The sequence below is a fragment of the Cupriavidus mimosae genome, assembly GCF_023952485.1.
GTDB classification, from domain to species: Bacteria; Pseudomonadota; Gammaproteobacteria; order Burkholderiales; family Burkholderiaceae; genus Cupriavidus; species Cupriavidus taiwanensis_C.
Genome location: NZ_JALHRY010000004.1, coordinates 378,060 through 391,849, shown reverse-complemented (window position 1 = coordinate 391,849; position 13,790 = coordinate 378,060). Strand labels below are relative to the sequence as shown.

Below are 13,790 nucleotides of genomic sequence, written 5' to 3'. Positions count from 1 at the left end.
TCTGCGCTCCGCCTCATGCTTAGTCAAATCGACCTCTACGGCGTGTTCGTGCCCGGCGTGCTGGTGCTGGCCGTACTGGCCTTTGCGGTGGCCACGGCGATCCGCATGGTGCTGGCCGGGCTGGGTTGCTACCGGCACATCTGGCACCGCTCGCTGTTCAACCTTTTCCTCTATGTGATCGTCCTGGGCGCCGTGGCCGCGGTGTTTGCCGCGGTGCCCGGACTGCCGTCATGACCTTCCGACTCCGCTCCCTGCTTCCCGTGCTGCCGACGCTGCTGGCCGCCATCGCCGCGCTGCTGGTGCTGCGCCACCTGTGGGACTACTACACCGCTGCGCCCTGGACCCGCGACGGCCACGTGCGTGCCGACATCGTCCAGGTGGCGCCCGACGTCTCGGGGCTGGTCACGCGCGTGCTTGCGCGCGACAACCAGTACGTTCAGGCCGGCGAAGTCCTGTTCGAGATCGACCGCGACCGCTACGCGCTCGCCCTGGAACAGGCGCTGGCGACGCTGGCGACCCAGCGTGCCGCGCTCGCGCAGGCGCGGCGCGAAGCCGCGCGCAACCGCAGCCTGGACGGCGTGGTTGCCGCCGAAGTCGCCGAGCAAGGGCGCGCGCGCGTGGAGCAAGGCCAGGCCGCGCTGGCCCAGGCCGAAGCCGCACTGCGGCTGGCCCGGCTGAACCTGCAACGCACCAGCGTGCGCAGCCCGGTGGCGGGTTACTTGAACGACCGGCTGCCGCGGCTGGGCGACTACGTGTCCACCGGACGACCGGTGCTGTCGATGGTCGATGCCGGCTCCTTCCACGTCGAAGGCTATTTCGAGGAAACCAGGCTGCACCGCATCCACATCGGCAGCCCGGTCGACGTGCATATCATGGGCGAGCCCCGCCACTTGCGCGGCCACGTCCAGAGCATCGCCGCCGGCATCGAGGACCGCGACCGCAGCGCGGGTTCCAACCTGCTGCCCAACGTCAACCCCACCTTCAACTGGGTGCGGCTGGCGCAGCGCGTACCGGTGCGCATCGTGCTGGAAGACGTGCCTGCCGACGTGCGGCTGGTGTCGGGGCGCACCGCCACCGTGGCGGTGCGCGAGCCGGCCGCAGACCAGGGCGCCGCGCGCCGCCGGGGGCCGCGATCGTGAGGCCGCGCCGCGCCTGGGCGGCATGTCTGTGCGCATGCCTGAGTGCCTGCACGACGGTGGGACCGGACTATCGCCTGCCCGATGACGCGGCGATACGCGCGACCGCGGCCAATGGCCCGTTGCAAGGTGCACAAGCACCGGACGTGGCGATCGCGCCCGTGCCCGACGACTGGTGGCGCCTCTATGACGACGAACGCCTCGACCGGCTGGTGACGAAGGCACTGGCGGCGAACACTGACCTCCGCGCCGCCAGCGCCAACCTGCGTCGCGCGCTTGCGCTGCTGCACGAAGTAGAAGCCGAAAACCTGCCCCAGGGCAGCGCCGGCGCCGGCGTGTCGCGCGCGCAGCTGTCGGGGGAGAGTTTTTTGCAGCAGGCCCAGCCACCGGTGTTCAACCTGGGCGACGTGGACCTGGGCGCGTCCTACCTGATCGACTTCTTCGGCCAGCTGGCGCGCGCCGACGAGGCCGCGCTCGCCGGCGCCCAGGCCAGCGAGGCGACGCTGGACATGGTGCGCGTCACCGTCGCTGCGCAGACCGTGCGCGCCTACGTGCAAGGTTGCGCCGCGACGCATGACCTGCACGCCGCCACGCAGCAGCTGGCGGTGCAGCAGCGCACGCTGGACGCCACCCGCCGCCTGCTCGCCGCGGGCCGCGCCGGGCCCGCCGAGGTGGCGCGCGAACTTGCCCGCAGCGAAGCGCTGCGCGCGGCGCTGCCGCCGCTGCAAGCCGCACGCAGCGCCGCGCGCTACCGGCTGGCGCTGTTGCTGGGCCAACCGCCAGGCGCGCTGCTGGAGGCCGAGGCAGCCTGCGATGCCGAGCCCGCGCTGCGCGCGCCGCTGCCGGTCGGCGATGGCGCCGCGCTGCTGCGACGGCGCCCCGACGTGCGCCAGGCCGAACGCGAACTCGCCGCCGCCACCGCGCGCATCGGCGTGGCCACGGCGGACCTGTACCCGTCGATCCGCATCGGCGCCAGCGCCGGACTGACCGGCGTGCTGAGCCATCTTGGCAGCGGACCCACGGCGCGCTGGAGCGTGGGGCCGCTGCTGAGCTGGAGCTGGCCCACCAATGGCGTGCGGCATCGCATCCGCGGCCTGGAAGCCGCCGCGGATGCCGCCCTGGCGCGCTTCGACGGCGTGGTGCTGCGCGCGCTGCAGGAAACCGAGACCGCGCTGTCGGCCTACACGCGCGAACTGGAACGCCACGCGGCCTTGCATGCCGCCGGCGAACACGCCGCGCAAGCCGCCCGGCAGCAGCGCCGGCTCTGGGAGGCGGGGCGCCTGCCCTATCTGGCGCATCTCGATGCCGAGCGCGACCTCGCCGCCGCGCAGGCAGCGCTGGCAGCGTCCGCGGGCCAGGTTGCCGCGCGGCAGGTCGACCTGTTCCTGGCCCTCGGGGGCGGCTGGCAGAGCGCGCGCAAGATGGCTGCCGTGCCCGCATCGATCGATGAAAAAAACGACTGAAATCCGGAAAGTTAAATCATCACGGGAATAGCCAGGCGTGGCTACACTTGGTTCCGTGCCGGGCAAACTACCAGGCGCGGCACCGCCCACAAGGCGAATCCGGACGGCGCAGGCAGCAAACCCGCCAGCCTGCGCGGCCCCTTGCGGGCCAGCCGTCCCCTTACCCCAAAAAACAGCAGACATGCATAAAAACGCTCTCAAAGCCCTTCTTGCCACGACTCTCTCCCTCGCAGCAATCAGCGCCGCCACCCCCGCCATGGCACAAGGCCTGAACGATCGCGGCGTTGCCGGTGACCGCCACGGCTACGCCCTGCACAACGGCAAGCGCGATCCGTTCACTGACGGCGCGCGGGTCAACGACAAGCGCGACCCCTTCACCGATGGCGCGCGCGTCAACGACCAGCGTGACCCCTTCACCGACGGCGCCAACCGCGCCACCGGCCTGGAAGTTGCTGGCCTCGAAGTTGCAGGCCTGGATCGCAGCGGTGTCTCCGCGGCGCCGGCCCATCGCGGCGCGCGCGCTGCCGCCGCGGCCTGATCTGGCGGCGACACCACGCTGCGTGCTACTGATACGCGCGCTCCGGTGCTAGATTGAGAAGGCGTGCCGCCGCCCGGCGTCGGCGCGCCTGACAAGCCACCCCACCAGACGCGAGGAGCCGCGCATGTCCCTTCCCCACCTAGCTTCCGGACAGATCGCCAGCGTGCTGCCCCTGGGCGTGCGGCTGGACCAGACCGCCACCCAGGCCCTGTTCAAGGAAGGCCCCCTCGAAGTGATGCGGCTGGTGCTGAAGGCCGGCAAGCATGTGCCCCCGCATGCCGTGGACGGACCGATGACCGTGCAATGCCTGGAGGGCGAGGTCCGCGTGCGCGTGGACGGCAGCGAACGCCAGCTGCGCCAGGGCGACCTGCTGTACCTTGGGCCTTGCGTGCGCTACGACGTGACGGCGGTGTCGGATGCCTCGGTGCTGGTGACGATGGTGTTGCCGGCCAGCCTCTGAGCCTTTTCTAAGCCTCTACTGGCTGCCAGCGCGCGCTCGCCGCCACGAAGGCGTCGATCAGCGCCGCGACCGGCGCGCGGCGCAGCGCCGATTCACGCACCAGCACACCAACCTCGCGATAGAGCGGCCCGCCCGGAAGCGGCACCTGCACCACGCCGGCCGCCTCGCGCAGCGGCACCAGCTCGGCCGGAATGATGGCGCAGCCCAAGCCCGCCGCCACCATCTGCAGGATCACCGCCGGCTCGTCCAGCTCCATCCCTTCCCTGACCCAGAACCGCTGCCGCTTCAGATAGCGGTCCACCAGCTGGCCGCCGGTGCTGTGGCGGTTGTAGCGGATAAACGGCAGCGCCTCCACCAGCGCCCGCAGTTCCCGCGGCGCGCCGGCCGGCCCGATGCCGACGAAGCGCTCGCGCACCAGCGGCACCCACTTCAGGTCGGGCGGCAAACCCAGGCGCGGCCGGATCAGCACGGCCACATCGAGTTCGCGCGCATCGACCTGCGTCAGCAGCTGGGTCGACATGCCGGGCACCACGTTGACGTGCGAGTCCGGGAAGCGCTGGCGGAAGTGCCGCATTGCCTCGGCCAGCAAGGTGGCCTGCACCGTGGACACCGCGCCCAGCTCGACCGGCGCGGCCTCGGCGGGCGGGCCGGCGCGGTCCTTCATCGCGGCATAGAGCTCGACAAAGCGGCGCGCCTCCGGCAGCAACCGGTGCCCGGCTTCGCTGAGCGCGACCGACTTGCCGGTGCGCTCGAACAGGCGGCAATCCAGTTCCTCTTCAAGGCGCCGGATCTGCGTGCTGACGGCCGACTGGGTCAGCGCCAGCCGCGCCGCCGCGGCGGAAAACGAGCCGGTTTCGGCAGCCGTCAGGAAGGTCTGGAAGTAGCGGATCATCTATCGAAATCTTTGATGCTCAGGGCAAAAATGATTCGCTTCATATTACGGGTTGTGCTGATTACAATCAACGCGCGGGCCGATCCCGGCGCGCCAGAACCTTTCCCTCGCAAAGCCCCCATGAGCCTGACTTCCCCGATCCCCTTGTTTCACCTGGCGTTTCCCGTGCGCGACCTGGCCGAGGCGCGGCGTTTCTATGGCGGGTTGCTGGGCTGCCCCGAAGGCCGCAGTTCCGAGGCGTGGGTGGATTTCAATTTCTATGGCCACCAGGTGGTGGCGCACCTGTCGCCCGAGGAATGCGGCCATCGCGCCACCAGCGCCGTCGATGGCGACGACGTGCCGGTGCGCCATTTCGGCGCGATCCTGCCGATGGACCAATGGGAGGCGCTGGCCGAACGCCTGCGCGCGGCCGGCACCCGGTTCGTGATCGAACCGCATGTGCGCTTCAAGGGCCAGGTCGGCGAACAGGCGACCATGTTCTTCCTGGACCCGTCGGGCAACGCGCTCGAATTCAAGGCCTTTGGCGACCTGAGCCAGGTGTTCGCGAAGTAAGCCGATCCGGCGCGCGGCGGTCAGGCAATGCGGCGCATCGCCTCGCGGATCGGCTCGGCCTCGCTCGGGCGGACCAGCCTGGCCACTTCCTGGCCGTCGCGCAGGAACACCAGCGTCGGCCACAGCTTGATGCGGAACGACCGGCCCAGCGGGCGTCCGCTGCCGTCTTCGATCTTCAGGTGGCGCAGGTCCGGATGCACGGAAAAAGCCTCGGCCAAGGCCGGCTGGGCCCGCTGGCAGTAGCCGCACCACGGTGCGCCGAACTCCAGCACGGTGGCGCCGGACAGCGTGTCGACTTCGGTGCGGGTCGGCTCGGTGGCGGCGTAATGTTGGGTCATCGGCATGGTGTTTCCTTTCGGTTGGCGCGTGACGGTGTGCCTGCCAGATTCGTTCCAGGCCAGTTCCAGGCCGACCTGAGGCGGAACTACGGCGCCAGCATGCCGCATCCGCGACGCCAGCGTGTAATTTCTACGCCGCCGGCGCGATTTCCCACCATGATGGCAGCAATTCCCGCACCTCCGCCGCGGCAAAGCGGTCATCGATCAGATACAGCACGCCCTGGTCCTGCTGCGTGCGAATCACCCGGCCGGCGGCCTGCACCACCTTGCGCAGACCGGGATACAGGTAGGCATAGGCGTAGCCCCGGCCGAACGCCTGCTCCATGCGCGCGCGGAACTGCTCGTTGACGGCGTTGAACTGCGGCAGCCCCAGCGTTGCGACGAAGGCGCCGATCAGGCGCTCGCCCGGCAGGTCCACGCCCTCGGCAAAGGCGCCGCCGAGCACCGCAAAGCCAATCCCCTCGCCGTCTTCCGTAAAGGCCGCCAGGAACGCCGCCTGCGCGGCTTCATCCATGCCACGCGCCTGGACCCAATGCGGGATGTCCGGGTGCGACCCGGCGAAGCCGGCGACGGCCTGCTGCAGGTATTCGTGGCTGCTGAAGAAGGCCAGGTAGTTGCCCCGGCGCGCGCGGAACTGGTCCGCCATCAGCGCCACGATGGCCGGCAGCGACTGCTCGCGCCGCGCATAGCGGGTGGAGATGCGCGAGGCAATCCGCACCGACAGCTGCTCGGCGCGGAACGGCGATGGCACTTGCACGCGCGCGCAATCGGCCGGCAGGCCCAGCGTGTCGAGGTAATAGTCCGCGGGATCGAGGGTCGCGGAAAACAGCGTGACCGAATGCGCGGCGGCAAGGCGCGGGCGCAGGAACGGGGCCGGGATGACGTTGCGCAGGCAAAGCCGGGCGTGGTGGCCACGGCGGCGCGGCGCGCGCTGGATATCGAACAGCGAATGCGCATCGAGCTGTTCGGCAAGGCGGGCGAAATGCAGCGCATCAAAGTAAAAGCGCTGCAGCGCCGGATCGTGTGCGCCCGGATACTCGGTCATATAGGCCAGCGCCGCGGCACAGCATTCGTCCAGCGCACGGCGAAAGGCCGCGGGCACTTCCGGCAGGACCTCGTAGGCATCGTCACCCTGGCGCGCGAGTATGCTCCACTGCCGCGCCAGCCGTGCCAGCGGCCGGGATAGCGGCGCCGGCGCGCCGCGGCGCAGCTCGCGCAGCGCTTGCGGGTCCAGCTCCGCCGTGTACATCGCGCGGCCGCGCTCGACCAGGTTGTGGGCCTCGTCCACCAGCACGCTGGCGCGCCAGCCATTGGCCACGGTCAGCGCATACAGCATCGCGCTGCGGTCGAAGTAGTAGTTGTAGTCGGCCACCACCACGTCGCTCCAGCGCACCAGCTCCTGTGCCAGGTAATAAGGGCAGATGGCATGTTCGCGCGCCAGTTCGCGTACCGCGGCGCGGTCGCGCACCGGTACGGCGCGGGCCGCTTCGCGCGCGGCCGGCAGGCGGTCATAGAAGCCGCGCGCCAGCGGACACGATTCGCCATGGCAGGCCAGTTCCGGATGCTCGCAGGCCTTGTCGCGCGCAGTCAGTTCGAGCACGCGCAGCGGCTGCGCGCCATGGCCGCGCAGGGCCGCGGCGGCGTGCAGCGCCACCCCGCGCCCGGTGGAACGCGCAGACAGGAAGAACACCTTGTCGAGGCGCTGGCCCGGCATGGCCTTGAGCACCGGGAACAGCGTCCCGACCGACTTGCCGATGCCGGTGGGCGCCTGCGCCAGCAGGTGGCGGCCGGCGCGGTTGGCGTTGTAGACCGCCTGCGCCAGTTCGCGCTGGCCCGGGCGAAAGCCCTGGTGCGGGAACGCCAGCTGCGCCAACGCGGCATCGCGCGACTGCCGGTGCGCCAGCTCGGCCTGGGCCCAGTGCAGGAAACGCTCGCAGGACTGGACAAAGAACGCCTCGAGCGCCGGCGCGTCGAAATGCGCCACCACCGGGTGCTCGCGCTGGCTGACGATGTCGAAATAGACTACCGCGATCTCCAGCCCGGGCAGCCCCAGCTTGCGGCACAGCAGGCAGCCATAGATCCTGGCCTGGGCCCAGTGCAGGTGGCGGTGGTTGTCCGGCACGGCGGCATCGCCGCGGACCGTCTTGATTTCCTCGAGCCGGTTGGCAGCCGGATCGTAGCCGTCGGCACGGCCGCGGACGTGAAGCGGACCGAAATCCGCGGACAGTGCCACTTCCACCTGATAGCCCGCGCCGCGACGGCCGGTCACCACGCCATGGCCCGCCACCCCCTCCTGCGCCGACGGCGTAGGCACGAAACGCAGGTCCAGGTCACCCGCCTTGGCGGTGAACTCGCACAGCGCGCGCACGGCGACGACGTACGCCGGCTGCGTCGGCGCAGTGGGCGGTGCGGGCGGTGCGGGCGTGACGGGAGGGGGCGCGGTGACGGCAGACACAGACAATGGGCACAGCGAAAACTGTACAAATATACAGTAGTGGCTGGCCGAGGAACGCCCTTACCGCTCAACGGGCATAAAGAAAGAGCAAATCGTTATTTCCATGTGCCCCACGCGCCGCTCTATATTGTCCGGCTGACATAACAAGCGCCTGCCTGCCCGGCGGCGGACCACCGGAGCCCGACCTTGACCTGCGGCATCACCCTTGGCGACACCCTGACCTGGCCCGCGCGCAACCTGCCGCACAAGACCGCGCTGGTCAGCGGCATCGGCGCCGGACGGCGCGCGTGGACGTATGCCCAGCTGGATGCCGAGGTCAACCGCCACGCGCACGGCTTGCAGTCGCTCGGCATCGGCAAGGGCGACGTGGTGGCGGCCTTCCTCTACAACACGCCGGCCTTTGTCTTTACGCTGCTGGCCACGGCGCGCCTGGGCGCGGTCTTCAACCCGGTCAACTACCGCCTGGCGGCGCAGGAGCTGGCCTACATCCTGAACGATGGCGGCGCCAGGGCGCTGCTGTTCGAACGCGAAGGCGCGGCCGTCGTGGAAAAAGCCGCCGAACTGGCGCCCGGGACCACGTTGCGCCTCTATGCCGACGCCGACGCGGCGCCCGCTTGCGCCACGCACCGGCTCGACAGGCTGGCGGCAGGTCAGCCCGACACGCCGCCGACGGTGACGGTCGACGAGAACGCCCCCTGCATCCTGATGTACACCAGCGGCACCACCGGCCGGCCCAAGGGCGTCATGCACACCCATCGCAGCAAGCTGCAGCACAACGCGATGATGCACCAGGCCATGATGCTGTCGCGCGAGGACGTGGGCCTGTCGATCGCGCCGCTGAACCACACCGCCGAGCTGCACACCAGCTTCCTGCCGCGCCTGCAGGTCGGCGCCACCCAGGTGCTGCAGCGCCGCTTCGACGCGGGCGAGGCGTGGCAGCTGGTCGAAGCCGAGGGCGTCACGCACTTCTTCGCCGCGCCGACCATGGTCGGCATGCTGCTCGACCATCCGGACGCCGGTACCCGCGACCTGTCCTCGCTGCGGCTGGTAGAGTACGGCGGCGCGTCGATGGCGCCGCACCTGATCCGCGAATGGGACCGCAAGGTCGGCGCCGGGCTGGTGCAGGTCTACGGCACCACGGAAATGGGTCCGTGCATGTCGGTGCTCTACCCGCACGAACAACTGAGCCGCGCCGGCTCGGCCGGGCTGCCCGCGCTGGGCCACCAGCTGGTAGTGGCAAGGCTGCGCGAGGACGGCGCGCCGACCGACCCGTCGCAGCCGTGCGCGCCGGGCGAAGTCGGCGAAGTGCTGGTGCGCGGCCCGTGCATGATGCAGGGCTACCTGAACCGCCCGGACGCCAACGCGCGCGCAATGGCGCACGGCTGGTACCACACCGGCGATCTCGGCAGCCTGGACGCCGACGGCTACCTGTGGATCCGCGACCGCATCGACTACATGATCAATTCCGGCGCCGAGAACGTCTATCCGCGCGAGGTGGAAGACGCCCTGATCGAACATCCAGGCGTGTTCGAAGTCGCGGTACTGGGCGAGCCAGATCCCGCCTGGGGCCAGGTGGTCGGCGCCTACGTGGTGGCGCGCGGCGAGGCCGCGCCGAGCGCGGAACAGCTCGATGCCTTCCTGCTGCAAGGCGACCGGCTCGCTGCGTACAAGCGCCCACGCCGCTACCATTTCGTCGAGGCACTGCCCAAGACCACCAGCGGCAAGATCCAGAAACACCTGCTGCGCGCTGGCGGCGCGGCGTGATCCTGCCTCAGGCCAGGCGTGCGTCGTACTGCCAGCGGCGCACCTTGGTATAGGCCAGCCGGCCGGCATCCGCGTGCAAGGGATTGACCAGCACGTTGTGCTCTTCGGGAATCACGATGGAAGGCACCAGCAGCAAGGCGCTCGTGCCCGCGTGGATCCACGCCTCGCCGGTATCGAGGCTGGTCTTGCCGGCGGGAATGGCATCCCAGCCGACCGGCGCGCTGGCAGCCGTCAAGCGCCCTGCCGCGGCCCACAAGTCGTCGGGAATATCGATGCGGACCAGGTAGCGGTTCAACGGCAGGCCGGCCGAGCCCAGGTGAACCAGCGTTTCCAGGCACGCCAGCGCAATGCTCGAGGCCGCGTAAATCAGGGACGTGCCCTGCCGGTTCCAGCGCCCTCCGCTCGCCTTGGCGCCGGCGCCGCTGGCATCGTCCGCGGTATAGAGGGGCGTGTCGGTCGCGATGCGCCACGCCGGCGTCAAGCGTAGGCCCCGCTCTGCATCCTGGCCACCAGCTCGGAGACGATGCGCTGGCCCGCGACGGTATCCATCAGCGCGGCGGGGCGTTGGCCGCCCAGCGCCGGCGACGGCTGCTCCAGCCACTGCGCCACCCACTGCGCCGCATTGAAGCCGCGCGCATCGCCCGAGCTTTCCACCAGCGCCTGTACCTGGCCCACCAGCCGCACCATGCCGAGCACGCGCTCGCTCTGCTCGCTCGACAGGTTCTGGTGGGCGCGCGCCTTGCGGTCGACGGTGGCACGCGGCAAATCCAGCGTCTTGATCAGCTGTTCCTTGCTCGTGCCCATCGATTCGGCCAGCCGGTTGAGATCGGAAGCCGGCACGCCCTCGCGGATGGCTTGGATCACCGACATGGCGCCTTCGGTCGACAGCGTGGCCTCGTAGACCGCCAGGTAGCTATTGACGCCGAGTTCGCGGGCGGCGCGGCGTTGGTGTGCGAGCGGATAATGGCCTTCAGGCGTGAGCATGCGCGGCATGGCGGGCCTCATCAAATGAGCATTCAGTATAGCTCAATTGATTCCCCGCCAGCATCCCTTGCGCTGCGCTTCTTGCTGGAAGGCACGGTCGGCCTACAACCCCCGGCCGCGCCGTCGTCCCTTGCCGACGGACAGCGCGATGCGGGCCGGACGGCTCCGCCGGGGCGGCGTTGCCACAGCCGTGGGTTCGGCAGGCACCGCGCCAGCCTGCTCCCGGTACTCCGCCAGCAGGCTTTCCCGCTGACGTACCCGTTCTTCGAGCACCGCAATCGCCTGGCCAAGCCGGGTCATTTCGCTGCCCTGGCGCGACGCCGCCTCCGCGGCCCGGCTCAAGCGCTCGACCGCCGCCTTGCGTTCGGCCTCGAGCAGCTTTTGCGCTTCCCTGGCAGCCACGCGCGCCGCATCCAGTTCCAGCGCCATGCGGCGCTCGTTGGCGGCGGTGCGCTGCATCAGCGTTTCGCGCTCCTGGTCCCAGGCTGCGCGCTGGGCGTCGAAATCGTTCTGCATCGCATGGCGCGCGGCCAGCGCCGAGGCATGCTCGGCGCGCAGCGCTTCGGCCTGTTGCTGCCACGCGGCCGCGGCCGTTTCGGCGCGCGCCGCGCGCTCCGCTGCCTCGTCGCGCGCCCGTGTCAGTTGTGACATGGCAGCCTCGGCGCCGTCGAGCCGCGCCTGCATGACCTGGCGCTCCTGCTCCAGCGCTTCACGCTCCTGCTGCAAAGCCGCGGTGGCCGCCGCCAGTGCGGCTTCCCTCTGCGCCAGCGCGGCCTCGGCCGTGGTCCTGGCGCTCTGCAGCGCCGCTTCCCACAGGTAACGCGCGGCTTCGGTGACCGGCTCCGGGCAGCCTGGCGCCGGCGCAAAGCCTTGCGGATCCTGGATCCGCCCGCCCAGCGCCGCAAACCATGTATCGAGGTGCGGGCTGACCGTGTTCGGCGAGCCCCGGCCCAGATGCAGGCGGATGCGTTCGATGGTTGGCCGCTGGCCGGCCTTGAGCAGGCTGTCGGCGGCTTGCCAGACGTCGTCGCGGGTGATGCCTCGGCTGCGGAGCGTTTCCATGATGGGATCTCGGTCGAATTCCTGAAAAGCCACAAATAAGGTTCGATAATGGATGCTTATCGGCTTTTATTCGTTATTTATGTATGATATATTACAGCATACATCATATTTAATATGATCAAAATCCAAGCCGCCCACGAGGCCTATTTCCCACCGATTCCCTCCGATGTCGACTTACCGGCTCCGCTCCGCACGTCCCAACTGGATCCTCTCGCCGAGCAGGCGGCCAACGCGTTGCGCCAGGAAGGCGAATCCCGAAACACGGTGGCAAGCTACCGGTCCGCATTGCGCTACTGGTCTGCCTGGTATGCCCTGCGCTACCGGCAGGCAGTGCGGCTACCGCTCGCGCCCGCTGTCGTTGTCCAGTTCATCGTCGACCACGCCACGCGCCAGACGCCGCAGGGCCCTGTCTGCGAGATGCCGGCCGCGATCGACCAGGCGCTGGTCGCTGACGGATGCAAGGCACGACCCGGCCCGCCCGCGCTGTCCACGCTGACCCACCGGCTCGCGGTCATCGCCAAGGCCCACCAGCTGCAAGGCCTGCCCAACCCGTGCGCCGATGCCGGCGTGCGCGAACTGATGGCCAGCACCCGGCGCGCCTACGCGCGCCGCGGCCACCGCCAGACCCGCAAGGCCGCCTTGACCCGCGCGCCGCTGCTGCGCCTGCTCGATACCTGCGACGGCTCGCTGGCCGGGTTGCGCGACCGCGCGCTGCTGCTGTTCGCGTGGGCCAGCGGCGGGCGTCGCCGCTCCGAAGTCGCGCGCGCCACCATGGACCACCTGACGCGTGTGGGGCCCGGCGACTTTGTCTATGTGCTGGGCTGGTCGAAGACCAACCAGTCAGGCAGCGAGCACGCCGATACCCCCAAGCCAGTCACCGGCGCCGCCGGGCAGGCGCTCGAGGCATGGCTGGCCGCAGCGGGGATCGAACACGGCCCGCTGTTTCGCCGCATCCGCCGCGGTGGACATGTGGGAGAAGGCTTGTCGGATGCGGCGGTCAGCCGCATCGTCAAGGCCCGTTGCGCGCTGGCCGGGCTGGATGGCGACTATTCCGCGCATTCGCTGCGCTCGGGCTTTGTCACGGAAGCGGCGGCGCAGCAAGTGCCGCTGGCTGAAACCATGGCCATGACCGGACATGCCAGCGTATCGACGGTGGTCCGTTATTTCCGCGCTGCGGATGCACGGCGCTCGCGCGCGGCCGATCTCCTGGCACCGGATGCCACCGACAGCCCCTGAGCGACTCGCCATGTCCGCCAACCATGCGCCGCGGCCGGCGCAAATACGGGTATTTCGCTAGCCGGCGCCTCTGGCTCGCCCCGCGGGGCCTGCCTATACTGGCAGGCGCGCGGGACAGTGCCGGCACAGGCCGGACGCCGCGCACGGAACATCCGGCAGACAGTCACCGCCGCGCAAGCGCTGGCGGTACAGGCGCGCGACGACGCGCCGCTGCCCGGACCCGATCAAGTAGAAACGCGGAGATGGGCATGCCCAACGAACAATTCCTCGCCACGCAGGAAACGCGCCGCTCCGGGCTGAAGGCCCTGCGCGCAGCCCTGCTGCAGGTTCACAAGGAAGTCATCGGCTATGACCGGGCCCAGTATGAACGCCTGAACGGTCCGATTCCGGCCGGCCTGTTTGTACAGCTGGTGACTGAAGACAACTACTTCCGCTGGCTCGACCCGCTGTCGCGCCTGATCATCGAGATCGACGAAGAGCTGGAAGCCAAGGAACACCACGACGACACCTGCCGTGCCGTCGGGCGCGCCGCCGAAAAACTCTTCAGCGACGGGGCGGAGCCCGCGTTCCGCAAGCGCTACCAGGAAGCGCTGCAGGACGAGTCCGGCGTCATCGTGGCGCACGGGCGGCTGATGTCCGTGATCGGGCAACTGCGCCAACTGCCCTAGTGCCCGCGTCCGGACGCCTTGGTCCGGGACGCCTTATTTCCCCTGCACTTTACTTGCCCGGCTTCGACTTGCCGGGCCGACGCGTCACGTCGGTGTCGACCGCGACCGGGTCGCTGGCGGGGAAGGTATCCTTCAGCGCCTCATCCAGTTCGCGCTCGATCAGTTCGTCGCTGGATGGCTGCTGCGCTGGCTTCGGCGGTTGGGGCTGGTGCTTCTTAGCTGGCTTGCTCATGGCGATAAGG

At 69.7% G+C, this 13,790-nt stretch carries 16 protein-coding genes; 9 read left to right on the top strand and 7 right to left on the bottom strand.

All coding sequences use genetic code 11. The features are described 5' to 3' along the window. Nucleotides 1-15: 15 nt before the first annotated feature. The 5 genes from MKD50_RS10390 (at nucleotide 16) to MKD50_RS10370 (ending at nucleotide 3,597) form a co-directional block, all read left to right on the top strand. The gene (locus MKD50_RS10390; RefSeq protein WP_252667072.1) at nucleotides 16-234 is read left to right on the top strand and encodes a DUF1656 domain-containing protein; all 219 of its coding nucleotides are present in this window, start codon (nucleotides 16-18) and stop codon (nucleotides 232-234) included. Next, entirely contained in the window at nucleotides 231-1,139 is a 909-nt protein-coding gene (locus MKD50_RS10385; protein ID WP_252667071.1) for an efflux RND transporter periplasmic adaptor subunit, read from the top strand. Before MKD50_RS10390 ends, MKD50_RS10385 begins: the two co-directional genes overlap by 4 nt. Beyond that, nucleotides 1,136-2,599 (top strand): efflux transporter outer membrane subunit, encoded by a 1,464-nt coding sequence (locus MKD50_RS10380; protein WP_252667070.1) that lies wholly within the window; start codon nucleotides 1,136-1,138, stop codon nucleotides 2,597-2,599. Before MKD50_RS10385 ends, MKD50_RS10380 begins: the two co-directional genes overlap by 4 nt. Nucleotides 2,600-2,780: 181 nt before the next feature. Continuing rightward, a complete protein-coding gene (locus MKD50_RS10375; protein WP_252667069.1) occupies nucleotides 2,781-3,137 on the top strand; it encodes a hypothetical protein in 357 nt (118 codons plus the stop codon). 124 nt (nucleotides 3,138-3,261) lie between these two features. After that, entirely contained in the window at nucleotides 3,262-3,597 is a 336-nt protein-coding gene (locus MKD50_RS10370; protein WP_240070641.1) for a cupin domain-containing protein, read from the top strand. A gap of 7 nt (nucleotides 3,598-3,604) precedes the next feature. On the opposite strand, the gene MKD50_RS10365 is transcribed toward MKD50_RS10370, so the two are convergent. Beyond that, nucleotides 3,605-4,489, bottom strand: a complete 885-nt coding sequence (locus MKD50_RS10365) for a LysR family transcriptional regulator (RefSeq protein ID WP_252667068.1) — start codon at nucleotides 4,487-4,489, stop codon at nucleotides 3,605-3,607. 120 nt (nucleotides 4,490-4,609) lie between these two features. On the opposite strand from MKD50_RS10365, the gene MKD50_RS10360 reads away from it, so the two are divergent. Beyond that, a complete protein-coding gene (locus MKD50_RS10360) occupies nucleotides 4,610-5,041 on the top strand; it encodes a VOC family protein (protein ID WP_252667067.1) in 432 nt (143 codons plus the stop codon). A gap of 20 nt (nucleotides 5,042-5,061) precedes the next feature. Here MKD50_RS10360 and MKD50_RS10355 read toward each other — a convergent pair whose 3' ends face one another. Beyond that, nucleotides 5,062-5,385 (bottom strand): thioredoxin family protein, encoded by a 324-nt coding sequence (locus MKD50_RS10355; protein WP_240070638.1) that lies wholly within the window; start codon nucleotides 5,383-5,385, stop codon nucleotides 5,062-5,064. Nucleotides 5,386-5,509: 124 nt separating this feature from the next. Next, a complete protein-coding gene (locus tag MKD50_RS10350; protein ID WP_371925327.1) occupies nucleotides 5,510-7,834 on the bottom strand; it encodes an ATP-dependent DNA helicase in 2,325 nt (774 codons plus the stop codon). 186 nt (nucleotides 7,835-8,020) lie between these two features. On the opposite strand from MKD50_RS10350, the gene MKD50_RS10345 reads away from it, so the two are divergent. Beyond that, on the top strand, nucleotides 8,021-9,598 hold the full coding sequence (locus tag MKD50_RS10345; RefSeq protein ID WP_252667065.1) for a fatty acid--CoA ligase: 1,578 nt from the start codon (nucleotides 8,021-8,023) through the stop codon (nucleotides 9,596-9,598). 7 nt (nucleotides 9,599-9,605) lie between these two features. Here the strand turns inward: MKD50_RS10345 and MKD50_RS10340 are convergent, their stop codons facing one another. From MKD50_RS10340 to MKD50_RS10330, 3 genes are all read right to left on the bottom strand, one after another. Next, on the bottom strand, nucleotides 9,606-10,079 hold the full coding sequence (locus tag MKD50_RS10340) for an RES family NAD+ phosphorylase (protein ID WP_252667064.1): 474 nt from the start codon (nucleotides 10,077-10,079) through the stop codon (nucleotides 9,606-9,608). Further along, the gene (locus MKD50_RS10335) at nucleotides 10,076-10,591 is read right to left on the bottom strand and encodes an Xre family toxin-antitoxin system antitoxin (RefSeq protein WP_240070635.1); all 516 of its coding nucleotides are present in this window, start codon (nucleotides 10,589-10,591) and stop codon (nucleotides 10,076-10,078) included. The genes MKD50_RS10340 and MKD50_RS10335 overlap by 4 nt, the downstream gene beginning before the upstream one ends. A gap of 93 nt (nucleotides 10,592-10,684) precedes the next feature. Further along, nucleotides 10,685-11,644 (bottom strand): DNA-binding protein, encoded by a 960-nt coding sequence (locus tag MKD50_RS10330; protein ID WP_252667063.1) that lies wholly within the window; start codon nucleotides 11,642-11,644, stop codon nucleotides 10,685-10,687. 114 nt (nucleotides 11,645-11,758) lie between these two features. Here MKD50_RS10330 and MKD50_RS10325 point away from each other — a divergent pair, with 114 nt between their 5' ends. Then, a complete protein-coding gene (locus tag MKD50_RS10325) occupies nucleotides 11,759-12,880 on the top strand; it encodes a site-specific integrase (RefSeq protein ID WP_252667062.1) in 1,122 nt (373 codons plus the stop codon). A 242-nt stretch (nucleotides 12,881-13,122) separates the two neighbouring features. Next, on the top strand, nucleotides 13,123-13,548 hold the full coding sequence (locus tag MKD50_RS10320) for a hypothetical protein (RefSeq protein WP_115700426.1): 426 nt from the start codon (nucleotides 13,123-13,125) through the stop codon (nucleotides 13,546-13,548). A 49-nt stretch (nucleotides 13,549-13,597) separates the two neighbouring features. On the opposite strand, the gene MKD50_RS10315 is transcribed toward MKD50_RS10320, so the two are convergent. After that, complete coding sequence (locus tag MKD50_RS10315) at nucleotides 13,598-13,780, bottom strand: hypothetical protein (RefSeq protein ID WP_252667061.1); 183 nt, start codon at nucleotides 13,778-13,780, stop codon at nucleotides 13,598-13,600. Between the last annotated feature and the right edge of the window lie 10 nt (nucleotides 13,781-13,790).